22 protein-coding genes are annotated in these 26,052 nt (G+C 69.2%); 13 read left to right on the forward strand and 9 right to left on the reverse strand.

The genetic code is table 11. The features are described from left to right. The first annotated feature begins 8 nt into the window (after positions 1-8). The 11 genes from LZ604_RS30030 to LZ604_RS30080 all read left to right on the forward strand — a co-directional run bounded on the left by LZ604_RS30030 (position 9) and on the right by LZ604_RS30080 (position 13,627). A complete protein-coding gene (locus LZ604_RS30030) occupies positions 9-932 on the forward strand; it encodes an NAD-dependent epimerase/dehydratase family protein (protein ID WP_234518966.1) in 924 nt (307 codons plus the stop codon). After that, positions 922-1,950, forward strand: a complete 1,029-nt coding sequence (locus LZ604_RS30035; RefSeq protein WP_234518967.1) for a methyltransferase — start codon at positions 922-924, stop codon at positions 1,948-1,950. The genes LZ604_RS30030 and LZ604_RS30035 overlap by 11 nt, the downstream gene beginning before the upstream one ends. A 72-nt stretch (positions 1,951-2,022) precedes the next feature. Further along, positions 2,023-3,456, forward strand: coding sequence for an FAD-dependent monooxygenase (locus LZ604_RS30040; protein ID WP_234518968.1), 1,434 nt, complete (start codon positions 2,023-2,025; stop codon positions 3,454-3,456). Positions 3,457-3,674: 218 nt separating this feature from the next. Then, the gene (locus LZ604_RS30045; RefSeq protein WP_234518969.1) at positions 3,675-3,947 is read left to right on the forward strand and encodes a hypothetical protein; all 273 of its coding nucleotides are present in this window, start codon (positions 3,675-3,677) and stop codon (positions 3,945-3,947) included. Positions 3,948-4,519: 572 nt separating this feature from the next. Next, complete coding sequence (locus LZ604_RS30050; protein ID WP_234518970.1) at positions 4,520-7,207, forward strand: phosphoenolpyruvate synthase; 2,688 nt, start codon at positions 4,520-4,522, stop codon at positions 7,205-7,207. After that, positions 7,204-8,856: a hypothetical protein gene (locus tag LZ604_RS30055; RefSeq protein ID WP_234518971.1), complete on the forward strand. Its 1,653-nt coding sequence runs from the start codon at positions 7,204-7,206 to the stop codon at positions 8,854-8,856. Before LZ604_RS30050 ends, LZ604_RS30055 begins: the two co-directional genes overlap by 4 nt. Positions 8,857-8,986: 130 nt before the next feature. After that, positions 8,987-10,075 carry an SDR family oxidoreductase gene (locus LZ604_RS30060; RefSeq protein ID WP_234518973.1) on the forward strand — a complete coding sequence of 363 codons (1,089 nt, stop codon included), beginning with the start codon at positions 8,987-8,989 and terminating at the stop codon, positions 10,073-10,075. Continuing rightward, positions 10,072-11,019 carry a nucleoside-diphosphate kinase gene (locus LZ604_RS30065; protein WP_234518974.1) on the forward strand — a complete coding sequence of 316 codons (948 nt, stop codon included), beginning with the start codon at positions 10,072-10,074 and terminating at the stop codon, positions 11,017-11,019. Before LZ604_RS30060 ends, LZ604_RS30065 begins: the two co-directional genes overlap by 4 nt. A gap of 9 nt (positions 11,020-11,028) precedes the next feature. After that, complete coding sequence (locus LZ604_RS30070; protein ID WP_234518976.1) at positions 11,029-12,012, forward strand: ScbA/BarX family gamma-butyrolactone biosynthesis protein; 984 nt, start codon at positions 11,029-11,031, stop codon at positions 12,010-12,012. Between the two features lie 128 nt (positions 12,013-12,140). Beyond that, positions 12,141-12,983, forward strand: a complete 843-nt coding sequence (locus LZ604_RS30075) for a UbiA prenyltransferase family protein (RefSeq protein ID WP_234518978.1) — start codon at positions 12,141-12,143, stop codon at positions 12,981-12,983. Beyond that, positions 12,980-13,627 (forward strand): nitroreductase family protein, encoded by a 648-nt coding sequence (locus LZ604_RS30080; protein WP_234518981.1) that lies wholly within the window; start codon positions 12,980-12,982, stop codon positions 13,625-13,627. The genes LZ604_RS30075 and LZ604_RS30080 overlap by 4 nt, the downstream gene beginning before the upstream one ends. A gap of 125 nt (positions 13,628-13,752) precedes the next feature. On the opposite strand, the gene LZ604_RS36410 is transcribed toward LZ604_RS30080, so the two are convergent. The 4 genes from LZ604_RS36410 to LZ604_RS36130 all read right to left on the reverse strand — a co-directional run bounded on the left by LZ604_RS36410 (position 13,753) and on the right by LZ604_RS36130 (position 17,496). Beyond that, complete coding sequence (locus tag LZ604_RS36410) at positions 13,753-14,313, reverse strand: DUF6114 domain-containing protein (protein WP_372482229.1); 561 nt, start codon at positions 14,311-14,313, stop codon at positions 13,753-13,755. A gap of 13 nt (positions 14,314-14,326) precedes the next feature. Further along, positions 14,327-14,950, reverse strand: a complete 624-nt coding sequence (locus tag LZ604_RS30090) for a DUF6230 family protein (RefSeq protein WP_234518983.1) — start codon at positions 14,948-14,950, stop codon at positions 14,327-14,329. A 283-nt stretch (positions 14,951-15,233) separates the two neighbouring features. Next, positions 15,234-15,785, reverse strand: coding sequence for a TetR/AcrR family transcriptional regulator (locus LZ604_RS30095; RefSeq protein WP_234518984.1), 552 nt, complete (start codon positions 15,783-15,785; stop codon positions 15,234-15,236). Positions 15,786-15,987: 202 nt separating this feature from the next. After that, complete coding sequence (locus LZ604_RS36130) at positions 15,988-17,496, reverse strand: M4 family metallopeptidase (RefSeq protein WP_234518986.1); 1,509 nt, start codon at positions 17,494-17,496, stop codon at positions 15,988-15,990. Between the two features lie 1,008 nt (positions 17,497-18,504). Here LZ604_RS36130 and LZ604_RS30105 point away from each other — a divergent pair. Together LZ604_RS30105 and LZ604_RS30110 are read left to right on the forward strand one after the other, a co-directional pair. Next, the gene (locus LZ604_RS30105; protein ID WP_234518988.1) at positions 18,505-19,128 is read left to right on the forward strand and encodes a lasso peptide biosynthesis B2 protein; all 624 of its coding nucleotides are present in this window, start codon (positions 18,505-18,507) and stop codon (positions 19,126-19,128) included. 1 nt (position 19,129) lies between these two features. Continuing rightward, on the forward strand, positions 19,130-20,956 hold the full coding sequence (locus tag LZ604_RS30110; protein ID WP_234518990.1) for an asparagine synthase-related protein: 1,827 nt from the start codon (positions 19,130-19,132) through the stop codon (positions 20,954-20,956). On the opposite strand, the gene LZ604_RS30115 is transcribed toward LZ604_RS30110, so the two are convergent. The 5 genes from LZ604_RS30115 to LZ604_RS30135 all read right to left on the reverse strand — a co-directional run bounded on the left by LZ604_RS30115 (position 20,937) and on the right by LZ604_RS30135 (position 25,572). Continuing rightward, the gene (locus tag LZ604_RS30115) at positions 20,937-22,142 is read right to left on the reverse strand and encodes a hypothetical protein (RefSeq protein WP_234518992.1); all 1,206 of its coding nucleotides are present in this window, start codon (positions 22,140-22,142) and stop codon (positions 20,937-20,939) included. The two genes, LZ604_RS30110 and LZ604_RS30115, sit on opposite strands and share 20 nt — an antisense overlap. A gap of 237 nt (positions 22,143-22,379) precedes the next feature. Continuing rightward, positions 22,380-23,456 (reverse strand): M4 family metallopeptidase, encoded by a 1,077-nt coding sequence (locus tag LZ604_RS30120; protein ID WP_234518994.1) that lies wholly within the window; start codon positions 23,454-23,456, stop codon positions 22,380-22,382. Positions 23,457-24,026: 570 nt separating this feature from the next. Then, entirely contained in the window at positions 24,027-24,383 is a 357-nt protein-coding gene (locus LZ604_RS30125) for an SPFH domain-containing protein (protein ID WP_234518995.1), read from the reverse strand. Further along, entirely contained in the window at positions 24,329-24,913 is a 585-nt protein-coding gene (locus LZ604_RS30130) for an SPFH domain-containing protein (protein WP_234518997.1), read from the reverse strand. Before LZ604_RS30130 ends, LZ604_RS30125 begins: the two co-directional genes overlap by 55 nt. A gap of 242 nt (positions 24,914-25,155) precedes the next feature. Then, positions 25,156-25,572, reverse strand: a complete 417-nt coding sequence (locus LZ604_RS30135; RefSeq protein ID WP_234518999.1) for a hypothetical protein — start codon at positions 25,570-25,572, stop codon at positions 25,156-25,158. Positions 25,573-26,052: the final 480 nt, after the last annotated feature.

Below are 26,052 nucleotides of genomic sequence, written 5' to 3' on the forward strand. Positions count from 1 at the left end.
AGATCCTGATGACCGGGGCGACCGGTCTGGTGGCGCGCACGGCGGCCGAGACGCTCGCGGAGCACAACGAGGTGTGGTGTCTCGGCCGGTTCACGGAGCCGGAGGTGGAGCGACGACTCAGCGACCGGGGAATACGGACCTGGCGTTGGGACATGGCCGGTGACGGACTTGACGGGGTCCCCGACGACTTCACCCACGTGCTGCACGCGGCGGTCGAGCGCGGCGACGGGGACTTCGAGGAGGTGGTGGCGGTGAACTCCGTCGCCACCGGGCGCCTGATGACCCACTGCCGAGCCGCCGAGGCCTTTCTGTTCGTCTCCACCAGCGCGCTCTACGCACCCCAGGCTCCGGACCACCGGCACACCGAGGACGACCCGCTGGGGGCCGAGTCGGCATGGCTGCCGACGTACCCGGTCGGCAAGCTGGCCACCGAGGGCGCCGTGCGTGCGCTCGCCGCGACGCTCGGCCTGCCCACCACCATCGCCCGGCTCAACGTCGCCTACGGGCCGCACGGGCACGGCGGGCTTCCGGTCATCTTCTACCGGTCGATGCTTGCCGGACAGCCGATCGCTGTTCCCCACGCAGGTCAGCACTATTGCTCCCCGATCCACACCGACGACATCGCCCGTCACATTCCACGGCTGTGGGCCGCGGCAGGAGTACCCGCGACCGTCGTGAACTGGGGAGGAGACGAGGTCGTCGGCGTGCAGGACCTCATGACCCACGTCTCCGAGCTCACCGGGGTGCCCGTCGACTTCGTGCCGAGCGACGTCACCCGCGCTGTCATCGCGTTCGACGACACCCGCCGCAGAAGCATCGTCGGCGATTGCGAGAAGTCCTGGCGCGACGGGGTCCGGGAGGCCCTGGACGCGCACTTTCCCGGCACCGTCGAAGCCGGCACCAAGAGAGAGGTTTCCCACCGTGACCAGTGAAACGTCTGCCGAACCGCAAGTGCTGGGGCTGCTGGAACGCGCGCTGAGCGCCGGCTGCGCGGCCTCGCTGCGGGCTGCCGTGAAACTCGGCCTCGCCGACGCCCTCGGCGACACCCCGGCGACGGCGGACGACCTCGCCGCCGCGGTCGACGCCGACCCGGACGCGCTGCGGCGACTGCTGCGCTCGCTCACCTGCTATGAGGTCTTTGCGGAGGACTCCGGGGGCCGGTTCGTCCACACGGAGGTCTCGCGGCTGCTTCGTGCGGACGCTCCGGACAGCCTCAACCACCTCGTGCTGTGGATGACGGAGCCGTGGACCTGGGAGCTGTGGGGCCGTCTCGACGAGTCGGTTCGCACCGGGAAGGACGTATTCGTCGATCTGCACGGCCGGGAGTTCTTCGACCACCTGCACGTCGCCTGGCCGGAGTCCGCGGCGGTGTTCGACCTTGCGATGACCCAGGCGAGCAGGCAGTCCGCCACCGCGATAGCCGGCGCCCTGCCGCTGTCCGGCGCCCGGACCGTCGCCGACATCGGTGGCGGACAGGGTTTCCTGCTGGCCTCGCTGCTGGAGCACCACCCCGACGTCCGGGGGATCCTGTTCGACCGGCCGGACGTGGTGGCCAACGCCGACGCCCGGCTGCTCGACGGCGGGGCGCTCGCCGAGCGGGTGCGGCTGATGCCCGGCGACTGCCGTCAGGAGGTCCCGGCCGACGTCGATGCGTACGTCTTCAAGAACATCCTCGGGATGAACGACGAGGACGCCGTCGTCGTGCTGGGCAACGTCGTGAAGACCGCCCGCGCGGGCGCCCGGGTGATCATCGTGGAGAACTTCGTCGACGACGGCCCGGGGCAGAGGTTCAGCACCGCGATGGATCTGCGGATGCTCCTCACCGTCGGCGGCAGAAAGCACACCCGAGAGGGATTGCTCGGGCTCGTGGAGCGGTCGGGCCTCGTCGTCCGCGACGTGCGGCCGGTCAACTCCTACCAGCACATGATCGAAGCCACGACCCCCGCGTAGCCGCGGTGCGGCCCGCACAGGGCCGATCGGCACGGCAGTTGGTCCGAGGGAACCGGAGAAGGGTGGATGCACATGACCGAGGCCGCCGACGTACTGGTGGTGGGGGCGGGACCCACCGGCCTGCTGTTGGCCGGGGACCTGGCCGCCGCCGGGGTACGGGTCACCCTGCTGGAGCGGCGCCGGCACGCCGACGCCAACCTGACCCGCGCCTTCGCCGTGCACGCCCGCACCCTGGAGGTGCTGGACGCACGGGGCCTCGCCGACGAACTGGTCGCCCTCGGAAGGACGGCGCCGGTGGTAGGGGTCTTCGGCAAGCTCGAACTTCACCTGCACCGGCTCCGCACCCGCTTCCCGTTCGTGCTGATCACGCCGCAGTACAACCTCGAGGGGCTGCTGGAGCGGCGTGCGCTCGACGCCGGGGTGCGGATCGTGCGAGGTGCCGAGGTGGTGGCGCTGCGCCAGAGGGACGACGGCGTCGAGGTGGAGACGGCCGGCCAGGGCAGCTTCAGCGGCCGGTACGTGGTGGGGTGCGACGGCGTGCGCAGCGCGGTGCGGCGGCTGACCGGGATCGGGTTCCCCGGCCGGTCGGTGGTCCGTTCGGTGATGCTGGCCGACGTCCGGCTCAAGGACATCCCCGCCGAGGCGGTGACCACCAACTCCAACGAGTACGGATTCGCCTCCCTGGTGCCTTTCGGCGACGGCTGGTACCGGGCGATCGGCTGGGTCGCCGGGGACGACCGGCCCGATGACGCGCCGGTGACGGCGGAGGAGCTGGCCGGACTGCTGCTGCGGGTGCTCGGCTCCGACTACGGTATGCACGACCCGCGCTGGATCTCGCGCTTCCACAGCGACGAGCGGCAGGCCGTGCGCTACCGCGAGGGACGGGTGCTGCTGGCGGGCGACGCCGCACACGTGCACTCGCCCGCCGGGGGCATGGGCATGAACACGGGGCTGCAGGATGCCGTCAATCTGAGCTGGAAGCTGGCCGCGGTGGTTCAGGAACGGGCCGGGGAGCAACTGCTCGACTCCTACGAGCAGGAGCGCTACCCCGTCGGAAAGCAGGCGTTGCGTGTCTCCGGTTCCATCACCCGGGGAGTGCTGGGCACCCGCCGCAGCGGTCGACTGCGCCGACTGCGCGGCCTCGTACTGCCCCTGGTTTCCCGGGTGAGCTCGCTCACCGCGCTGGGGGAGCGTCTGCTCTCCGGCATCGGCATCGCCTATCCCGCGCCGCGTGGCAGCCACCGGCTCACCGGCCACCGGGTGCCCGACCTGCGGCTCGCGGGCGGGAGGCGGCTGTACGAGGTGCTGCGCGACGGCAGGTTCGTGCTGGTCACCCGGGGCCGGCCGGTGCCGGAGTCGGAGTGGCTCCACATCGCCGCTCCCGCCGGATCCCTGCGCAGCACCCTGTTGATCCGCCCGGACGGCCATATCGCCTGGGCCGCTGAGGACCCGGACACCGGGCAGCTGCGTGCTGCGCTGGATCGTTGGCCGGTGGCGGTTCGCTGAGCCGCGCTCAGGCCGAGCCCTCCCGGCGCGGCCGCGTGGCGATGGCCGGGGCGGCCGGGCCGCCGCCACCGGGGCAAGGCGGTTCGGCAGCGTGACGCCGCAGAAACGTCCCCGACATGCGGACGTAGATCACAACACGGACACAGCGTCACTCGAGGATCACTGAAAGTGCTTGTCCGGGTGCATGATGCCGCCACCACCGGCCTCCGAGGAGACCCATGCGCCGCACTTGCATCTCGATACTCGCCACTGCCGCACTCATGCTGACCGGATGCTCCAACTCCGACTCGGGCAGTGACAAACCGTCGGCGCCGAGCCCCGCCGGGACGGCCGGCTCGGCCTCCGACCCCGCCCGTGCACGGCAGATCGCCGCGTGCGCCGCCGCGATCACCGCCGCGAAGAACGACTCCGCGGACAGCGGTCTGCCCCAGTGCGCGAAACTGTCTCCGGACGACTACCTCAAAGCGATCAAGGACGCGAACAAGCGATAACGCGCGCGCTGCAGAGGCGGATCGACGAGCCCACGGCGTCCGCCGCGGTCAGCGATCAGGATGCGGCCCCGCACAGGCCGAGGAGCCCGGCGGGTGCCGTAATCCAGCATGAAGACCGCCGCACCCGGTGCGGCCGCGACCGGCCACGGCGGCGGCGGGTACAGGGTCGGTGTCCCAAAGCGGACCCCCCGAGGCGTGCGTCAAGGGCCGTACCGGTCGTCTTCGGCCAACTGAAGCGGAAGCCGGCAGGGACCGGGCCCCCCGGGCGACCGCGACAACCCGGCGGTCGAAGGCAGTGGTCACGGGGCGGTTCGGGCCTGCCGTGACCGGTCGGTCCTGCGGGGCGGGTGGCCCACGCGACCGTCCTGATCTGGCGGCGAACCACCGGCGATATTCAGTTAAAACGGCTGGAGCGGCCGACTCGGGGGTTTTGAAGGGTACCGTCGTGAAACATCTCGGTGAGGTTGAAAAAAATTCCTTCGGAAGGAAACGAGTTGTCGCTCACCGCCGGGCCCGATCGCCGACTCCTTCACGTCCTCAGCCCTTCCCATGACGGTTCTCTGATCGCCGAGTTGGCCGGTGGAAAAGGGAGAAACCTCCACGCTCTGACGGAGTACGGTTTTCAAGTACCGCGCTGGTCCGTGCTCGGCCTCGACGTTTTCGGAGAATTTTGCCGCGGCAGCGGGCTGGAGGAGCACCTGGGAGACCTGCTTGGCGATGGCTGGGCGGGCAGGGCGCGGCAGATCGCCGAAGAGATCGCGCGTCGGATCGAGGCCGCGCCGCTCGACGGGCGCATCGCCGGGGCCATCGCCCTGGCCTACCGGCAGGCCGGTGGCGGCCTGGTGGCCGTCCGCTCGTCCGGCCCGGAGGAGGACGGTTCGCAGCACTCCTTCGCCGGCCAGTACGACAGCTTCCTCAACGTTTCCGGGCCGGAGGAGGTCATCGCCCATGTGCGCCGCTGCTGGGCCTCCGGATTCTCGGAACGCTCCCTGCGCTACCGCGCACAACGCGGACTGCCGCCCGACACCCGAGGCGTCGCCGTCATCGTCCAGCGCATGGTGCCCGCCGAGCGCAGCGGCGTGCTGTTCACCGCCGACCCGACGACCGGCCGCACGGACCGCTATGTGGTCAGCGCCGTCCACGGACTGGGGGAGGGGCTGGTGTCCGGCGCGGTCGACGCCGACACCGTGGTCCTGGACGCCACCACGGGGGAAACGCTGCGCACGCTGATCGGCGACAAGCAGGAACGCTACGAGGCCGGCAGCGGACCCGGCTGCGAAGTGACGCCGGTCGTCGACGTGGACCGCACGGCACTGTCGCTGACCGCCGACGACCTGGCCCGGCTGCATGTCGTCGGAAGGCGCGCCGTCGAACACTACGGTGCCCCGCAGGACATCGAGTGGGCCATCGCCGACGGCACCCTGTGGGTCCTGCAGAGCCGGCCCGTCACCACCCTCGCTCCCACGGCCCGCACCGCGCCCGAACCCGAAGGGGAACTGCGGATCTGGGACAACTCCAACATCATCGAGAGCTTCAGCGGTGTCGTCTCCCCCCTCACCTACAGCTTCGCCGCCGACGTCTACGCCAAGGTGTACGAGAGCTACGCCCGCGCACTGGGCGTACGCGGCGAGGCACTGCGCGAGGTGCAGGAGTGGACCCCGCACCTGCTCGGTTACGTCCATGGACGGGTCTACTACAACCTGTACCACTGGTACCGCATGGTGCGCCTGGCGCCGCTCTATCCACTCAACCGCCGAGTTCTCGAGAAATCCCTGGGCGTCGCGGAGAGCGTTTCCGACGAGACCGCCGAGTCCCTTCATCCCTTTACACCTCGGACCGGCCTTCGCGGCCGGATTTCGCGGCTGACCCGTACGGTGATCTTCGCCGGAAGGTTCCTGACCATCCGGAGATCCGTGGAGGTCTTCCACCGGGATTTCCACCGTTCGTACGCGATCTTCAACAATGTCGATTACGACGCGCTGCCCGGTGACGAAACCTACCGCCGATTCCGTCGACTGCAGAGGGAACTCATCGAGAAATGGGGCCCGATGCAGGTCCTGGACGCCACGATCCTGCTTTCCATCGGCCTGCTCGCTCTGCTCACCCGCAGGTGGTTGCCCCATGCCCCCGAGTGGTTCACCTGGGCCGCGGCCGCCCCGGGGGGCAACGTCGAGTCCGCCGAACCGGTGTGGGCCCTGGCCGCGCTGGCCGCTGAGGCGCATGCCGACCCCGAGGTCCGGAACCTGCTGGAAAACACCCTCGACACCGACGCCTACGGAGCGCTGCGCGAGGCCGGCCATACCGGGTTCCTGGCCCACGTGGACGCGTACATCGCCGACTACGGCTACCGCAGCCCCGACGAACTCAAGCTGGAGGTCCCCGACCTCCGCGAGAACCCGGCGGGACTGTTCACCCTGCTGCGGGACGCGCCCCGGAACGGTACGGGAGGCGGCGCTTCCCACAGCACCGGCGAGGCCGACGCCTACCTCGACCGGCATCTGCACGGTCCCCGCCGCTGGGTGTACGAGCGCATCCGGGGCAAGGCCAGGGCGGCGCTCGCCGACCGGGAACGGTTGAGGTTCTGCCGCACCCGTGCCTTCGGCGCGGCCAAACGCATGCTGCGTGCCCTGGGGCGCGACTTGGCACGCACCGGAGCCATAGAGACCTGGAATGACGTGTTCATGCTACGTCTGGAGGAAATCCGGGGCGCCTATGAGGGCATGATCGTGCACACCGAGCTGAAGGAACTGGCCGCGCTGCGCCGCAGGCAACTAGCCGCCGACGCGGCACTGCACGCCCCGTCCCGCTTCTCCACCCGCGGCGCCCCCTACTGGTCGCGCAACCTGGAGCGGGCGGGCTGGACCGCCGAACCGGCCGCCCGCGGCGGTGCCCGCGAACTGCACGGCACACCCTCCTGCCCCGGCACCGCCGAAGGACGTGCCGTGGTCACCGACACCCCATGCGACGTCGGAGGCGGCATCCTGCTCGCCTACCGCACCGACCCCGGCTGGGTGGCCGCGCTTCCCTCGGCCGCCGCTCTCGTCATCGAACGCGGCAGCCCGCTGACCCATGTCGCCGTCGTGGCACGGGAGCTGGGCATCCCGACCGTGGTCCAGGTCAAGGGCGCGACCACCGAGATCGGCACCGGCATGCTGCTGCGCGTCGACGGCGCCGCCGGAACGGTGACCGTACTCGGCGACCCACCAGACGGCGGCGCGACCGTACATCCGGACGCTCCCAGGAGGGAGACACATCCGTGATCCTCACCGAGGACCACCTGCAATCCCTGCTCGACAAGTCCCTCGCCGAACTGCCCGGGGGCACCGAGTGGGCGGTGGCGCTCGAAGGCTCCATCGCCGAGGGGTTCGGCAACTCCACCTCCGACATCGACTTCCTGCTCATCGACCGTTCCGAGAACGACCTGCCCACCATGCCGTCGCTGCTCTTCGTCGACGGCCACAGAGTGGAGATCCGCACCCGCTCGATGGGCCAACTCGCCGACCAGTTCCGCATGCTGGAGGAGGGGGCGAAACGGCCCGGACGGCTCTCCGAGGATCTGCTCAACCGCTGCCAGCGGCTGCTGCACAGTCACCCGCTGCGCGGCCATGCCCTGGTCGACGAGGCCAAGGCGATGCTGCCCCTCGAGCGGTTCCGGCGCATCACCGTCGACTGGTGGGCGCACCGGGCCCGTCAGTCCCTGCGACACGCGATGGCGCTGCTGTGCCTCGGCGAGACGGACGAGTCGGTCGACTGGAGCCGCGCCGGACTCGTGCAGACGGTCAAGTCATGGGCGGCCGAACTGGGCGAGACCTACCTCGAACCCAAGTGGCTGCCGATGCAACTGGACCGGGCCGCCCGGCCCGACGTGCGCGATCGGTACTGGGAGCTGGCAGCCGTCGCCCCCGCGCCCGGTGACGTCGGCGCCGCCCGCGATCACCTGACCGCGTGCCTCGCCTTCGCCGAAGACCTCGGTCTCACCGGGGTACCCTGGCGGACCGAGCGGCTCACCGTGGAACGTGCCGCCGGGGTGACCACCTGGCAGACCGGCGAGCGGGTGCACGTGATCCGTGGACGGCGCGAGGTGTTCGCCCTGGGCGACCGTGCCGGAGCCGTCTGGCGCTCCCTCGTTCTCGGGCGGCCGCTGCCCCAGGTTCTGGCGGCGTCCGCGGACACGGGCGTCGCCGACCCCGGCCCGCGGCTCGCCGCGTTCCTGCGCTACGGGCTGATACGGCTGGCGTGGAAGGGCGGGGGTACGGTCATCCCGTCGCTGCCGCTCGCCGCGCCGCCCGGTCCCGTCACCCCACCCCCGTCCACCGTGCAGCCGCTGCTGTCGGTGCACGGGGCCGCTGTCAGCGGTCCTGACGGCATCGACCTGGTGCCGCTGCCCGCCGATCGGTTCGCCGCCGCCACCATGGCCCTGGTGTGGTCCAACGTGGTCGTCGAGAACGCCGTCGAGGATCTGACCGGCGCACTGGAGCGCGGTCAGTGGCGGGTCGCCGAACTCACCGCGCGCCGCGCCCTCCATGCGGCGCTGCGCGGACTGTTCAGCGCCCACGGGGTCAACCCGCTGCCCGCCGATTTCGATCTGGCCCGCCGTATGGACCTGTTGCCGCCCGCCGCCCGGCCGATCCAGGCGCGTGCCGAGGAACTCCTCCGGCGCACCGTCGACTCGGCGGAGAGCGGCGACGCCCTTCTCGCGGAGCTGCGCGCCTGTGTCGCCCTGGTGCGGAACACCGTCGGTGCCGGTGCCTTCCCCTCCTCGTTCGACTCCGCCGACACCTGGCGGGCCACCCTGGAACTCGGCTACGACTGGCTGCGCATCGGCGCCTATCTCGACGCGGAACTGCCCATCGAGGAGGCCCGCGATCTGCTCGCCAGCAGTGGTGTCCAGCCCCACCAGGCCGCGTGACGGCCCGCCGTACGACACCGGACCGCACACGCACCCCAATACGTCTGCGCATTACGGCGGCCCGCCAGCCTCCCGGCGACCCGCCCCCTCACGACCAAAGCCACCACCCGGCAACCTGGAGGACCGACTCATGGCCGGCACGACGACGGTGTTGGTGACCGGTGCCAGTGGCCTCGTCGGCGCGGAGGTGACCGCCCGGCTCACCGCCGCGGGCCACACCGTGCTGGCGCTGCTCCACAGCAACGGCGACCTCGTCCGCAACAACGGCAGAAAACTCACCCCAGGGCCCGGAGCCCTTATCCGGATCACCGGCGACATCAGCCGCCCCGGCCTCGGGCTCACTCCTGACGACCGGCACATCGTCGCGACCGCCGACCGGATCGTGCACTGCGCCGCCGTCACCGACTTCGGACTGCCCGAGGAGCGGTACGAGAACATCAACGTGACGGGCACCAGGCACGTGCTCGACCTCGCCCTCGCCGGCCGTACCCCACTGGTCCACGTCAGCACCGCCTATGTGTGCGGGGAACGCGACGGCACGGCCCGCGAGGACGAACTCGACGTCGGCCAACGCCCCGGCAACGCCTACGAGAAGAGCAAACTCACCGCCGAGACCCAGGTCCGCAAGGCCGCTGCGGAAGGCCTTCCGGTGACCGTGGTGCGCCCGAGCATCATCACCGGAGCATCCCGCACCGGCCGCGTCCGTGACTTCAAGACCATCTACCCCGTGCTCAAGGTCCTCACCAGGGGATTGGTGCGCACCGTGCCCGGCCACTACGACGCCGCACTCGACCTCGTCCCGGTCGACCGCGTCGCCGACCTGGTGACCGAGGCCGCCACCCGCCGGGAGGACGCCGAAGGCCTCACCCTGCACGCCGTCGGGCACGAGCTGACCCTGAGGGATTTCTCCGACGTCCTCGCCGAGTACCCGTCCTTCCACGTGCCCAGGTTCGTCCCCCCGTCGGCCTTCTCCGCGTCCGCCCTGCCCGACCGCGAACGCCCCTACTACGGCCGGATCATCTCCCTCTACGACACCTACTTCAGGCGGCGCATCCATTTCGACGACACGCAGACCGCCGCCTTCAGCGGTTCTCCGGCGCCCGCGGGCGGACGGCCCTACCTGCGGCGCCTCCTCGACCACTGCCTCAGGACCGGCTACCTCGGCGTCGCCTCATCCCACAAGCCGACCACGGCCCGACCCGACGGGAGGACCCTTTGACGACCCGGCCCCGCCCCGCCGAGACCCGGCACGGCATTCCGGTCTCACCGCTGCTCGCCTGCCATCCGGACAAGCAGCGGCTGTACGGCGCGGACACCTACTACCAGGAGAGCTACGAACAGCTCGCCGCCCTCACCGACGACGTCATCGGCTTCGCCCACCGCCATGCGGCCGTGCTGCTGAAGCCGGACGCCGTGGTGGCGCGCAGGCTGTATGCCGCCGTCGAGTGGCTCACCGAGCACGGCTACCGGATCGTCGGCGCGGCGGTCACACGGCTGACCCGCACCATGATCCGGTCCCTGTGGTACTTCCAGTGGAATCTGGCCACCCCCTGCCGCAGGCGGCTTGCCGCGCTGTTCCTGGAGGACGCCGATGCCCTCGTGCTGCTGGTCCGTCCCGGACACGACCCCGAGGTCCCGGCCTCGGTCGAACTCACCCGGCTCAAGGGGCCCACCGACCCGGACGCCCGCAGGCCCGGCCAGCTACGGCACCTCCTCGGGCGCTACAGCTATCTGCTCAACCTGGCGCACACGCCCGACGAACCAGCGGACGTGCTCAGGGAGTTGGCCGTACACTTCGACGAAGCCGGGCGCCACCGCCTCTTCTCCTGCGCGTTGGCGGAAGAGGACCGCACAGCCGACGCCCTCGAGCTGGCCGACCGGCTGTATGCCGCCACCAAGCCCCGTGAACTGGACTTCGAACCCGCGGTCGAAAGGTTGCGTGACGTCGTCTCCCGCCACTTGGGCGTCGACCCGGCCGCCACTCCCCGTTCTCTGCTGGAATCGGCCTGGGAGCATGGCATCGACCTCGACCCGTGGGACACCGTCATCGTCGGCTCCACGGTGCTGCCCATGCGACAGCCCCACCGCGTCCCGGTGCTGGACGGGGCCGGCGTCGACACATGGCGCCGCCACCTGGACGCCATCCGCACCACGCTGACCTGAGGAGCGGCCATGCAGTTCGCCCGGACGCTTCCGAAGGAACTGGTTCATCGAGCCGCCGTCGCGGAGGTCTTCCTCACCGACGCCCAGCGCCACGGCGAAGGGGAAGTGATGCTAGCCGCGCAGCTTCCCCGACTCCACGCCTTCTACGACGACACCCTCGGCCCCCGCACCCATCACGACCCGCTGTTGTTGCTGGAGGCCTGCAGACAGGGAATCTTCGTGGTGGCCCACCGCTACTTGGATGTCCCCCTGGGCCACAAGTTCCTGCTGCGCTCCGTGGAGTTCGAGGTGCCGGACCCGGCTGCCCTCGAGTACGGTGACGCCCCCACCGAGGCTGTCATCGGCACCCGTATCGAGCACCGGTTCCGGAGCCGGTCAGGGCCGACGGGTCTGCGACTGCGCTTCACCGCGTCCATCGGCGCACGTGAAGCCCTGCTGGCCTGCATCGACTACTCCTGGATGCCGCCGCAGGACTGGACCCGCATGCGAGCCGGTCAGCGCGATGCACTCGGTCTTTCCCAATCCCCCGTCGCGCTGCCGGGACCACGGATCGATCCCGCCCTGGTCGGCCGCCGTGACCCGGCCAACGTGGTGATCTCACCGCCGCACGCCTCGGGCGACGGCATACGCACGGCCCGCCTGGTGGCCGAGACCGCGCACCCGATCCTGTACGACCACTGGGTCGACCATGTGCCCGGGATGCTGGAGCTGGAGGGATTCCGGCAACTGGCCGTGACGGCCTCCCACGCCGAGGGCACGGTGCCTGCACCCCGGGCGCTGCCGGTGGGTCTGGCCGTGCGGTTCCGCTGCTTCGCCGAGATGGACCTGCCCCTGGAGTGCAGCACCGCCCGGGTGCTGCCCGGCGCCGACATCGAGTGCACACTCCACCAGGCCGGATCCCTGGTCGCCGAGGGCCGGATCAGCCTGGCGGACCGGAAACGGGCCGATCTGGCAGGGGTCGGCGGGGGCCCCGGAACCCACAGGTGCCCCTGAGACCGACACGGCCGATACAACCGACATGACCGATGCGCCCAGACCCGTGACCGAACAGGGGGACACCCCTCGTGACCACCGTCGCCGTACCTCAAGTACCCGTCCGGCTGGCCCGTTTCGTGCTGCGTATGTTTCGGCCCCACATCTACGCCACCTACGGACTGCTGTGGGTCCTCGCTCTGGAAGGCTCGGCGGTGGCCCTGACCGGCACGGCCTGGCGGCCGTCCGGCGCCACCTGGGTCCGGGTCGTCAGTGTCGTCCTGGCACTGCTGTTCCTGCGCATGCTCGACGAGGAGAAGGACCTCGAGTACGACCGCGTGCACCATCCGGACCGGCCGCTCGTCACCGGTGCCATCAGCGTCGTCGAACTCCGTGGCGCCGTCGCCGCGATCACCGTGGTGGTGGCGGCCCTGAACGCGACCCAGTCGGCGACGGCCGTCCTGCTGGTCCTCGCGGCCCTCGGCTACGGAATCCTCCTTGCCGTTCTGGAAAGACTGTCCGCGCCGGTGCGTGACCGGCAGCTGCTCAACCTCGCCGTCACCTACCCGGTGCAGCTGCTGCTCGGCGTCTATGTGTACGGCTCGCTCGTCGCCGCCGGGACCGTCACCGCCGACTGGCACGGGGCGGTGCTGCTCGTGCTGTGCGCCTGCGTGTTCCTGCATGTCGAGTTCGCCCGCAAGACGGCATGGGAGGCGGAGCCGGGTGCCCGCCTGTACTCGGCGCGGATCGGTCCCCGGCGCAGTGCGGGGGTCACCGCGGGCTTCGCGGCCGGAGCGGTCGGCTGCCAGGTGCTGCTCTTCGCTCCGTACGGCCCGCTCGGGCTGCTGCCCTGTCTGACGGCGGCACTGCCGGTGTGGGGCACCCGCAGGTTCCTGGCCACGCGCCGCGGCGGCTGGCCGCTCCCGGCGGCGATGGGCTTCGTCGTGGGAACCTACCTCCTCCTGGCCGTCGAGGCGGTGCTGCTCCCGTGACCGGTCAACTGCCCCTCTCCTGCGAAGAGCTGCTGACCACCACACGCTCCGTGCGGCGCGGCCTCGACCTCGAGCGGGCGGTGGACCCCGAACTGGTGAAGGACTGTCTGCGCATCGCCCTTCAGGCACCCAACGGCGGCAACCGGCAGAACTGGCGCTGGATCCTGCTCACCGACCCACGCGTCCGCGCGGCGGTCGCCGAGGTGTACCGGGTCGCGTTCTACGACCGTAACGCCGCGGCCCTGGAGCGGCTGGACGAGGAATCCGAAGCAGCCCGATCCGTGCTCACGGCCGCCCGCGGGCTGGCCGACCGACTGCACCGGGTGCCCGTTCTGGTCATCCCCTGCCTGGAACTGGCCGACGGCCGGCTGCCGACGGGAAACCAAGCGGGGCTGTGGGCGTCGCTGCTGCCGGCCGCCTGGAGCTATGCCCTGGCCGCCCGAAGCCATGGTCTGGTCACCACCTGGACGTCGGTCCATCTGGACCGCGAGCAGGAGGTCGCCGACCTGCTGGGCCTGCCGCCCACCGTCCGCCAGGGCGCGCTGCTGCCCACGGCGTACCCGCTGCGTACCGGCTTCCGGCCGGGACCACGCCATCCACTGGAGGAAGTCCTCCACCACAACGGCTGGCAGGACCCCGACTGAACGACGTACGGCTTGCGGGGCGTTTCCGTCAGCGGCGTCTCGGTCATCCCGGGCACCGGCGGATCGCGTGCCGACCGGGGCGAACCGATCGGCACCGGTCGCGAGGAGCGACGGCATGGCCCCGGTCAATGGCTCGGCTTGCTCGAGCCGTCCCAGGCGGCGGAGACCGGGTTCGCCGCGGGCAGCGGTGCGGCGGTGCTCGTGGGCGGAATCCAGGCGCAGGCCAGTGAGCCGCCGATCAGGCCGGGGATCAGCCCGAGGAAGAGGCCGCCGAAGTTGGCGACGGGAAACGAGACAAGGGCGAGCAGCAGGGTGGCGATCCCCATGAAAACGTGAACGTGCGGCTGGAACCAGAGGGAGACACCCAGGACCACGAGCAGGACCCCGATGATCAGGGATCCCGCTCCGGATGTGGTCGACAGCGCCAGCGCAATGCCCTGCAGCTTCAAGTGCGTGTACGGGAAGTACATGATGGGTAGGCCGGCGGTGAGGGTGAACAACCCTGCCCAGAAGGGCCGTTCACCCCGCCACGCCCTGAACCGGAGCCGGATGTCGTCGGCGATGGCGCGTGGCCCTGAGCGATTGCTGAAGGGATCCAAGAACACGTGTCTTCCCCTGGTGAGGGCGGGCGGACATGAGGCGAGCAGGCGCCGGGCCGCATGGGCCGGCGCAGGTCGACCCGGCATCGTCGACCCGGCATCAGAAGCAGCGATGCCGGCCTTGCTCGAGCCGGAGATTGAGGCCGGGGATGTTCAGTGTTCCGGCCGTGACCGCGACCGAGGTCACGCGCACGTCGGTCAGGAAGGCCGACTGCGCCTGCTGTGCGAACACGTTGGGGTCGAAGAACCGCGATTTCCTGTCTCCCGGATTGATCGGCCCTTTCCTGATGGCACCCGCCGCCACACCGATATCGATGTCGGTGGTGTTCGCCTGAGCGGCCGATACGGAAGTCGCGTCGATGAACAAGTTGGTCGCCTCGACGCGCCGCCGTTCGCCGCCGGTGAGCACCAGGGTGTACGGACCCAGAACGGGGACCGGGAGCTCCACGGACAGGCACAGCCCACTGATGTAGGCACGCCGGAAGCCGAGGACCACGACCGGAACGAGGGTGCCTTTCTTGGCAACGTCGATCATGGGGTAGATGCTCACACCGCGGGCGCGCAGCGTGTCCGCGGCGACCTGGAAGCGCTCGCCGGAGATGAGGAACGAGGCGGCCAGTGCTCCTTGCGCCATGCCGATGCCGAGGGCCGCGGATGCGGTGGCGCCCGCGATGAGGACGCCGGCGAAGCGTTTCCAGCACGTTCTGCCGGAGCGGTGCAGCATTCCGCCTCCTCGAACGTGCAGATGCCCTCACCCGTGCCGGACGGACGAGGACGGGTGAAGTGCTGGTGGCCTGGTGACGGAGTCTAGACTTCCGGGCAGGACAGCCGACGGCACGTCAGGTCGGCCGGTCGGGTGATATGCCTGATCAGCATCCATTTGCGCTGGTTCCGGCGTTGTCGGCTGCGGGTGTGTGTCCCGCGGCGACTCCGGCGCACCGATGAGCCGAGAGCACGGGCCGGCGCCGTCCGGACCGCGACCGGGACCCGGTTTCCGAGAGGCAGGGTCAGGCGGAGCGGTCGCAGAGTTCGTCGACGTACGTGTGCACATCGGCCTCGGTCAGTGTCCAGGGCAGGAAGACGGCCCTGTAGATGATGGGGGCGACGACCCGGTCGATGACATCGTCGCCGCTGAAGGTACTGCCGGACCGGGCGGCGAATCCGGCTGCTTCCGCCCGCCGGTCGCGCAGACAGTCCGACTCCCTCTCACCGGCTGCGGCGGCCCCGCCGCGCAGGAGGGCGGCGTTCACCGGGATGCTGTAGTGGCCGATCAGCTCCTGGGCCCAGGCGGTCAGATCGGCCCGCAGGTCGCCGGTGTCGGGAAGACCGCGCTCGGGGTCGAGGCGGTAGGTCGCCAGGTCGTTGATCATGGTCCGCGCGTCGCCCCACCGTCGGTAGATGCTCGAGTGATTCACTCCCGCGCGCTCCGCGACCATGGGAATGGTGATGGCCTCGCTTCCCCCTTCGGTGATCAGTTCTTCGACGGCCTTCCTGATGGACGTCAGCACCACCGCGCTGCGGCCGCCGGTCCGCCGCCGCGGGCCCGATTCTGCAACCATGCGCCCCACTGTAACGCACAGTACTTGGCATTAAGTCCACTGTGCTTTAAAGGTGGCCCTGGGGTGGGTCCCACCGAACCAAGGCATGGCCGCAGCGCTGGCCCTGGCCTCGCGGCCCCCGATGCAGGCCGGTCCGGCAGGTCCCGTCGTCCGTGGCGTTCGCTGGGCGGCTGCTGTCTTCAGCTGTTCGCGCAGTACCGCATCACGACACGCGGCTGACCCGGGACTCGCCACCGGCGCTCAGACCCACGCCGTTCCATGCCTCCAGTACGGCTCGGTGTTCCTCGCCATCGCCGTACCGGCTGAGCGCGGCGGCTGCAGTGAGCCGGGCAAAGTCCGCGAACTGGGTCGTTGCATCGAGCTCACCGCTCGTCAGGGCGTCCCACCAGATCTGACCTGCTCGCTCCCATGCCTTGCCGCCCAGCTGTTCGGCCAGCAGATAGAAGGCCCTGCTGGGAATCCCCGAATTGATATGGATACCGCCGTTGTCGTTCCGGGTGTGGACGTAGTCGTCCATCACCGCCGGTTGCGGATCCTTCCCCATGTCCACATCGTCGTAAGCGGTGCCTGGAGCCTTGATGGACCGCAGGGCGACGCCGTTGATGCCGGGTGCAAGGAGGCCCACGCCAAGCAGCCAGTCGGCTTCCTCGACTGTCTGCTGTTCGGCGTACTGCTTGGTCATGACACCCAAGACGTCGCGGATCGAACAACGGAGCGCCCCGTGCTGCCCTTCGACTCCCATGGACCACAGTTCGGGCAGTCCCTTGCATAGTTCGGTCGCTATGACGTCGACGTGGGTGAACCGGGAAAAGTACCTGTTGTCCCCGTCGCCGAGGAAGAGCACTTCGTTGCGCATGAAGGCGTTGTTGTAGTTGGTGCCGTAGTGGACGACAGCCGCGAAGGGCGTCCCCCGTTGGTGGAGGTGGTCTCGGCCGAACACCTCGCGCAGGAAGGTCGCGGTCGCCACGAGGCCGTCGTAGGCCTCGTCAATCGCCGGATCACCGGTCGCATCCTCGCCGGCCAGGCGCGCCACCGGGTGTTCCTTCAGCTCGTCGCTTCCCGCCGCGTCGAACACGATGTACTGGGTTCGATCAGTCGAAGCCGTGTTCCCGTCGACCACGACGCGGCCGTCGGTGAGCCGTATCCCGAGACGGGGCAAGATCCGCATGGAGTACCCCGTGTCGGCCATGCGCTCTTGCAGATACGTGGGGATCGTTCCCGATGTGGATGAGACGCCCGTGCGCGAAAGGGGCCGTGCATTCCTCAGCCGACCGGTCACGACGTCAAGTCGGGCTCTTGGTATGTGGGCCACGCGCCCGATCTCGCCGATGGCCGCCACCAGATCCTTGACCGCGTCCCGGGCGAGCGCCTCACGATGCCCCGGCGAGAGAGAGTTCCCGTCGATGAAGGGCATGAATTCCAGGGCCTCGTACCCACGGAGCACGGCCTCGAAGGACGCGCTTCTGCGGCGGCGCGCGAGCACGCCGCTATTGCTGTCCCACGCATCACGGCTTGGCGTGGGCGCCGCCCAGTGCCCGTACGTTCTGAAGTACGCCACAGCGGTGCATTCCCTTGTGAGCTCGGCGTAGATCAGTCGGGCAGCTGTACGAATGCTGCTGCGTGTGCGCAGCACCGCGCCAGCCGCTGTGGCCAGCGCGCCTCCGGCTACGCCAAGCAACGTGGAGATCAAGGTGCTGTCGATTTCCCCCACCCCCGTGAGCCTCCGCCAAGCCATCGTCCCGGAATCAGGCTCCCGTGCCAATGCCCAGTGATGGCAGAGCCGTTGGGGCGGCACCCTCGCTCACGGAGACTGGTGAGGAGAGCGCCACGGCGGCCCTGTACGAGCGAGGAGTGCAGCGTCGGCGCTAGGCACGCCCGGCGCGCAGGAAGCCGGCCGGCAGGCAACGCCCAGGCTGCTCCTGCTTTCCAATCCTGCCGCCATGGCGTTGCGCGGCGCCGTCGCGTAGTCCGGGAGCGTCTGCCGGAGGTCGCGCGCCGACATCGCCCGGGGATCCGCGGTGGGCTTGCGCCCAGTCGGCGTCGGGGCTAGCAGCCCGGGTTGACGGCCGAGGACGCCACAGGTTTGCCTTCTGGTGCGGGGGGTGAGGGATTCCGGGCGCGGGTGTCGCGTGTCGCAGGGCGCTGGATCACCTCATCAAGGCACATATATGCGCGTTAGCCGATGTTAGCGCCCCTTGCACTCTAACGCCAACATCTGTGCTTCAAGGTGGACCCTTCCCCCCTCATACCGGCGGTCCTCGGCGGCTGCCCCGAGCGGTCCGAGCCCGCCGGGCGATCAAGGAATGCGAGCGGCTTCACACCCGCTGTCAAGCCGCCCTCAGAGCCGGTGATTTTTCGGCACACGCAGGGCCCCACGGAGTCCGCGCCGGATGGACGTCAGCGCGGAAAAGGGCGAACAAAGCAGTCCGGCGAACCACTGATGCTTCGTGGGCCTGGCACCGGCAGTCCGGTTGCGAGGAATTGAGGGCAGAGTAGCCTGAATTCGACCAATGCTGCCTGACCTGGAGGTAGGCACATGTTTGTCCGACTACTGCGGCGTCGTATGCCGCGTGGGCTCGTCCTACTCGGCAACGGCCGTCTGATCCGGGGCTACAGCGGCGGATTCTACGACGGTCACGGATACCTGTCCTGACACCGCCCACGAGTCGAACTAGGCCTGCCGCAGACGCCGCGGCAGGCCTACCTTGGAGGACATGCGGTGGCAGAGGACCCCGATGCCCTGGCAGCCATGACGCGGATCCTGTCACCCCATTGCCGTGTCACCAGGATGTCCAGCGGAGCGCTCATCGCGGACTGGAAGCGGACGCGTTTTCTTGGAATGGCGACGGCAGACGTCCGGAAGTTCTCTGAGGGAAGCTCTCAGGAACGTGCCGAGCTCGTCACCGGTCTCATCCGTTCCGGGTGTGCGACTGGCCGCCGAAAGGAGCATTCCGACCTCGAGGTCGCGCTCTGGCTTCGCGGAGTGCACCTGTTGATCCGGACTCTGGGATTCGGGCGCGTCCTTCGGCTCCTGCCGTTGGCCGCCCCGGATTATGCCCGTGCGGAGCCTGCCTCCGCGGAGGATGTCGCACGGCTGAAACGAGCAGTCCAATCACATGGCCGCACAAGCTGGTTCGTCAATGACGACTGCAAGGCCGAGGCCGTCACGGCCTTCGTCCTACTGCGGCGGCGCGGCCTGAGTGCCGTGCTGCACGTGGGTGCGCGCGAGCATCCGCTGGCCTTTCACGCCTGGACGTCCTCAGCCGGCCTGTGCATCCCGGATGCCAATCCGCGCGGGCACGCGTTCACTCCGGTTCTCTCGATCAACGGCGGAGGGCAGTGAGGTGGAAGCGCTCCGCCTCGAGTGGGCCGGTGGCTCTCCCAAGCTCTCGGCGGCCGGGCCCATGGCGCGTCAGGGGCTCGTGACGACCGTCTCCTCCCGGGTCGGCACCGCGGTGGTCGTCGGCTGGGTCGGTTCGGTCCGTGACCGCGTGGGGGGCGCACGCGACCTCCTCGACGACTTCGGCCGGCCGGGAGCCACACCGCGGCTGCCGACCGGCGACTACGCGGCTGTCGTGATGTGCCGCGACCGCATCCTGCTGATGCGGGACGAGCAGGCCCGCATCCCGCTGTACTTCAGGGAGTCCGGTGGCCGTGTGACCGCGGTGAGTACCTCGGTGCGCCACCTGGGCGGCGGAGCAGAGCTGGAACCTCGTTACTTCTGCCGATACCTGACCGGCAACATGGCGCAACCCCACTCGGAACTCACGCCTTTCACCGGGGTACAGCGGGTACTGGGCGGCGAGGTGGTGGAACTTTCGATCACCGGGCAGATACGCGGCCGGGTGTTACGACATGTGCGTCAGGCCCACGATCCCTCGGCACAGGCATCACACGGCACCGTTCTCGGCGGAGCGGCCAGGGACCTGCGCCTCGCGCTGGAGACCGCTGTCGGGCGACGGATGGGCAGGATGACGGCATGCCACGTCTCCGGCGGCACCGACTCCACCAGCGTCGCGTTGCTCGCAGCACGTCTGCTGGCCGCGCGGGAGGACCACTCGGACGACCTTGTCCTGCTCGCCGGGCGCTTCGGCAGGGGAGAACTGGCCGGGGAGCAGCCGTATCTGGACGAGGCGGTGGAGGAGATCCGCCGTCGGGCACCTGCAGCTCGCCCGATGATGGTCGATGCGGATGACGTAGCCGACTTCGACGACTTCCAGCGCCATGCGGGGGACGCGGACGAGCCCTACGCCCACGCCTTCCGCGCCCCGTTCTGGGGCAGGCTTCACGCGGCTGCGGCGGACTTGGGCTGTGACGTCCTCATGACGGGCTGCGGGGCCGATCCGATTGTGGACGCCAACCCGCTTCACCTGCACAGACTGGCACGCACTGGGCAGCTTCGGCAGATGACGAAGCAGGCACGTGCCTGGGCCGCGGGCAGCGAGAGGGGTTTGTGGGACGTCGTCTGCGCCCATGTCGTGCGGCCGGCTCTTCCGCTGGCAACCGAACGGATCACAGCGTTCGTCCACCGCCGCGGAACGGTGCTCGGCGGCCTCGGCAACTTCGCCCGACCGCGATGGCTGCGCTCCGGGTTCGCCCGGGCCCACGGCTACCGGGAGGCCAGCATCGCGGAGAGCCGCTTCGTGTACGGGCGAAAGCCGGAAGAGTCCCTCTACGACGCGGCAAATTACATCGCCGCTCCCGACCCGCTGTCCTGGCACCGCGCACGACAGGACGGGTTCTTCCTCTCGCATCCCTTCCTAGACCCGGAGGTCGTCGCCACGATGCGCCGCCTTCCCGCCGAAGCAACGTTCCTTCCGGGCCGTCCGAAGGCCGTTCTGCGCGAGGCCATGGCAGATCTGCTCCCGTCCCGGATCCGCAGCCGGTCGGTCAAGATCCCCTTCAACGAGCTCTACGCCCGCGGCCTACGGACGCACGGCGACGAACTCATCGACCTCTGCCGCTCCGCGAGGCACCCGCTGATTGCGGAGATGTTCGACGTCGAGAAGCTGTGCCGGGCAGTGAGGGAGGCACAGCTCGGCATAGGGGACCCGTACTCCTGGGATCGTATGAACAGTTCTCTCGCCGTGGTGGTGTGGCTGGAGCGATTGGAGCCGCGGTCCCCTGCGGACGATGCGGCGGTCATCCCGGTCATCGCAGGGTCTTCTTGATGTCCCACAGCGTCTGTTCGATCGGGCCCGTGTCCGCGTCGACAAGACCGTACCGGCCTTCCGTCTCCCGTTTAGTCGTTTCCTCGCCGTTTCGCGCAATGACTGCCGACACTCTTGCGCCGTGCGTGCCGAAACACCAATAGACGGTTACGTAGCGGGGTTCCCTCGTCCGATCGTTGATCGGATTGTTTTCATGCACCCTGCCGCGGTAGACGATGGCGTCGAGGTCCATTGTCTTCATCCACTGGGGCTCCTGACCGCCATCCCATGAGTACCCTTTAAATTGAAGTGGCGGTCCCAGGACGAGCCGGTCCTTGCGCGCGAAGCTGGCCGAGGCGTAGAACGCCACCCGGTCGTACGGTGCGTCGATGGGCATTTGCACAACCACTCGGGTGGCAAAGGCGTCGTTTGCCTCGATAAAATGTCCGGGACCCATCAATGGTTGCGCGGCCACCAGCTCACCGGGCTGGTGGATCTCCCTTCGGGAGAGCGGGCTCCTCTCCAGGGACCTATTCCACTGCTCGGCATCAGTTCGCCACTGCTGGCGGAGCCGGTCATTGTCGCTCAGCGGCACCCGTTCCCCCATAGCGTGTATTTCGCTGCCGAGCACGTAGAAACCCACATTGCTGTGGTTCTCGATACTGATGTCGACCGGCACGGCGAATTCCTTACGGTTCTGACTCAGTACAGGCTTCTCCGTGGTCACCTTGATGAGAGGCTTGGCCCCGTGCTGGGACGGCTCATAGAGGTTCTGGTAGCCGAAATTGGCTATCGCGATGACCGAGGGGACGATCAATGCCGCGGCCAGCCGCTTCGGAGTGGGGATCACGGCCGATGTCCGCCACAGCGTGAAGGCAGCCCATCCCGAACCCGCCGTGAGCATGCCCAACTCCGCCTGATAGGGCGGGGAATCACCGTCCCATATCTCCATCAGGAGCACGGCGTTGGCCAGGAATGCCACGCTCGCGGCGAATAGAGCGACCACTCCGGAGTACGCAAAGCTGTTCCAGAACCAGTGGTCCACGACGGCGGCAGCGCCCAACAACGTGGTGAGCGAGACCGCGACGAGGACGGCACCGGTGATACGACCCGGGAAGGTCATGGCCTTCTCGAGGTTGTCGATGCCGAACCGACCCAGCAGCAGCGTCGTCCCGACGAAGACCAGCAGGATCAGCACCACCGCCACCCGTGACCGTCTGGTTCTCGTCGGCACCCGTCGCGCCCGGGCGTGCGAGCCGGCGCCGGACCTGGGCGTGGGCTTCACGTGATCACCTCCTGACCTCGCAAACCGTGCGCACAGCGCCGGCCATGCCGACGGCAACGACGAACGGACAGGCACCCTTTGGCGACCGGGCAGAGCCCGGCCGGTCGGCATCGAAGTACCCCAACAGGACCTGAATCACGAATGCGTTCCCTGGCCAACTCAACCCGTGGGTACGCCGACCGCATCCCAGGCCTTGAGCACCGCCTCACGCTCCCGCGGCCCGTAGGCGGCCGCGGCGTCCGCCGTCAGTTGCGCGAAGGACTCGAAGTCGGCGTCGGGGGCGAGAGCGCCACCGGTGAGTACGTCGTACCAGATACGGCCGGCGCGATCCCAGGAATGGCCGCCGAGCGCAGTGGCGACGAGATAGAAAGCGTGGTTGGGGATGCCCGAGTTGATGTGCACGCCGCCGTTGTCGGCGAAGGTCTGCACATAGTCGTCCATGTGGGCAGGTTGTGGATCCTTGCCGAGTTCGTCGTCGTCGTACGCGGTGCCGGGCGCCTTCATCGAGCGCAGCGCGACGCCCTGTACACCGGGGCGCAGCAGTTCCTCTCCGATCAGCCAGTTTGCTTCCTCGGTCGTCTCGCCCTTGGCGTACTGCTCGACCAGTGACCCGAATACGTCGGAAAGGTGCTCGTTCAAGGCTCCGGACTGGCCCAGGTAGGTCAGGTTGGCGGTGTATTGGGTGACGCCATGGGTGAGCTCGTGGCCGATCACGTCGGGGGACTGGGTGAAGTCGCCGAAGATGCGACCGTCCCCGTCACCGAAGACCATCTGCTCGCCGTCCCAGAAGGCGTTGTCGTAGTCCCGGCGGAAGTGAACGCTGGCATCCAGCGGTAGGCCGGCTCCGTCGATGGACAAGCGGGACAGGGTCTGCAGATAGAAGTCGAAGGTGGCTCCGAGGCCGTCGTAGGCGTGATTGACCGAGCTGTCCGCTACATCGGCCTCGCCCTCTCCGCGGATGCGTCTGCCGGGCAACTCCTGCCGGTGCTCGACGTCGCAGACGGTGCGGTCGGGGTGGTCGGGGGCCCGCGTCGGCGGGGCGGCGGTCGGGCCGATCTCGGCCGTCAGTCTCCGCTGCACGCGCTGTGCCGCGTCGAGCGCAAGGGTGCGACGTGCAGACTCGCGTACGGCCGGGTCCTCGGCTCGGGCCAGCCGGTTGAGCAGATGCGGTGGCACGATCGCACACGGTGTCGTGGCCACGGACCTGAGCGAGGAGCCTCGGATGTCGTGGGTCATGGGATGTGCTCCGATCGGTGCGGGCAGCGGTAGCGGGGGGCGGCGCACCCTTGTCACCGCGGGGGCCGGCGGCCTGATCCGAGCCCGTGTGCCCACCTCGAGGCAGTGCCGTGAAGACAGTGCTGCCGTTCCGTCAGATGCCGGTAAGAACGGAGCGGCCCCCGAGGTGCTGGGTACGGAAGTGCTCGAGGGCGTCGGCAATAGCATCAGTCTCCGCCCGCCACCTGGGGCCTGCAACTTCGCCCCTGGGGCGGCGCGCGTCATGTTCGATCAGTGCCGCAGAGGCTAGACGGCGTGAACGGACTCCGGTCGCGGGAGCGGGCCGGATTCGGCATTCTGGAGACATACCCGAGGTATGGATGCCGTAGGCCGTCAAGGCGGACCTTCAGCGGAACACCGTCGAGACCGCCGGTATCCCCCGACGAGAAGACCGGGACAGCCGCTGCCAGACGCCGGCCGCGCACAGCACCTCCCGGTCCGGCGGCGGATTGCGCCCCGGGTACCGAAAGTGCCGCTCGCGCAGTGCCAGGAGCGGTTGCAGGCAGTAGCACCCGGGAATGGCTGGTGCACCTAGTCCTGGTTCTTGCCGCTGTCCACGATGACCGGCGTGCCGCGCGAATCCGTACCGCACGGCACCGCGTAGACGGGGTGGGCTTTGGCGGCTTCCTTGTATGCCTCCAGGCACTGGTTGTACAACACCTTGTCGCTCAGCGACTGCTGGATGATCTTGTTGGCGCGGGCGATGCCCTCCGCCTCGATCCGCTTGCGCTCCGCCTCCGCCTTGGCGGTGCGCGCCGCCTCGCGGGCCCGCTCGGTGGCTTGCTCCTGCTGGATCTTCTTGTCGATCTGGTCCTGCAGCCGGTCCGAGGGCTTCACATTGCGCAGGTTGACGGCCGTGACGTCGATACCGCGCGGTGCCAGGCGCACCTTGATGAGGTCGGCGATCTCCGAGCCGATCTCTCGCGGGCGGAGGCATAGCCCTCTTCGCTGGTGTGCTTCGCGAAGACATTGCGGATGATCTCGCGGCTGTCCGGCAGCACGAGGCGCTGCTGGATGCCTTCCTCGTTGCCCGCCAGTCGGTACAGCGCGATCGCCTTCGCCGGGACCACGGCCCACTTGATCGTGACGTCCGCGTACAGCACCCCGCCCTGTGAGGAGCGGACCTCGACCACGTCCTTGTCGTTGAGGTCGAGGTCCACCGGGCGGGTGGAGAAGGACGTGACATCGGTGAACGGCGATGTGAACTGTATGCCGGAGGTCAACGGCGTGCCGACCCTGCCGAAGGTCACCGGCACGCCGACCTCGTAGGCGCTCACGACGTGGACGCAGGCGAAGAACCCGGCCAGTACGCCCGCCACAGCGCTGAGCGCCGCCCCGAGCTTCCAGCCACCGGCGGTGCGACCGCGGCCGACGAGAAGCAGCACGATCGCCGCTATGAGCAGCAGAATGGACAGCACGAACACAGGTATCCCCCTCTGGAAACGGATACGCGCCACCTCGGGCGCGACCCGGGGCGCATCGTAGTGGGCCCCGGCACCTGGGCCGTACGCAGACCCCGAGGTTCCCTCGGGTGGTATGCCAACTCCTTGGCCCCGGCGGACGATCCGCTCGCCACCCGGGGCATCGACGACTGCCTCGCCGCACTGTCACGCCAACCCACTGCGCTGCAGGGCAGGCGAATGGGATGGCGCCGCCCGGATCAGTCGACGCCTCCGTCGCGCTGGTCGTGGAGGCGAACCTCGAGGCAGGGCCAGTGCGCGGTCCACCGCGTCAGATCGTGCGCGGTCGGCAAGCCCTGCGGACCAAGCGACTTGACCGGCAGAAACCGCACGAGCGTCCCGCAGGTCCCGTCGGCCTGCAGAGGCGTCAGGTCAGTCACCGGAACACCGTGTTCGTAGCGTTGGGTCCAGGCTCCGTTGCGGCGGCGGTTGGTGTGGATCAGCCACTCACTGAGCGCCGCCACGACGGACATGCCGCGACGGGGATACCCGTCCGGAAGCCGCTCGGCATCCGGGAAGTCGAAGAACCGCAGGTCCTTCGATGCCATCACCGGCTTCTTCACGATCCGGCCGTGCTCATCGACGCGAGTGTCGGTGCCTCGTCCGTCATCTGCCACGGACACGGAGCCGTCGCGGTGCAGAGTGATCAGGCATCGTCCCCTCGCTCGACTCGCTGCCTCGTCGGCGGCATAGGCAACGACCTCGAGGAGGAGGTGCCTTGGGCCCCCGGGGGCGAACTTCGCCGGCTCTTGGCGAATCCGAGCGAGATGGCCCAGGTCCACGACACTGGCCCAGTCGTGGGTGGTGTTGATCCAGGAAGCTCCTGATCCATTCATCCGGCAAGTATCGGTCACCCGTCGCGGGGCCGTCCTCCCGAGCCGCCCTGTCGCGAACGACTCAGCGGCGCAGGACGGTCTCCCGGTGCCAGTGGGCGATCTGCCGTATCGCGGCCGGGCTCTTGTCGACGACTTCCGTGATCCGGCTGCATCCGCCTCACGGCCCGACCCGGATTGCACCGACCCGGGCCGGTCCGGCGGCGCACCGCACTCGGTGAGTCCCGCCATCCGGGCGGGCCCTTCCCGCCGGTCCGGCACGGT

The sequence above is a fragment of the Streptomyces glomeratus genome, from assembly GCF_021462825.1.
Classification (GTDB): domain Bacteria; phylum Actinomycetota; class Actinomycetes; order Streptomycetales; family Streptomycetaceae; genus Streptomyces; species Streptomyces glomeratus.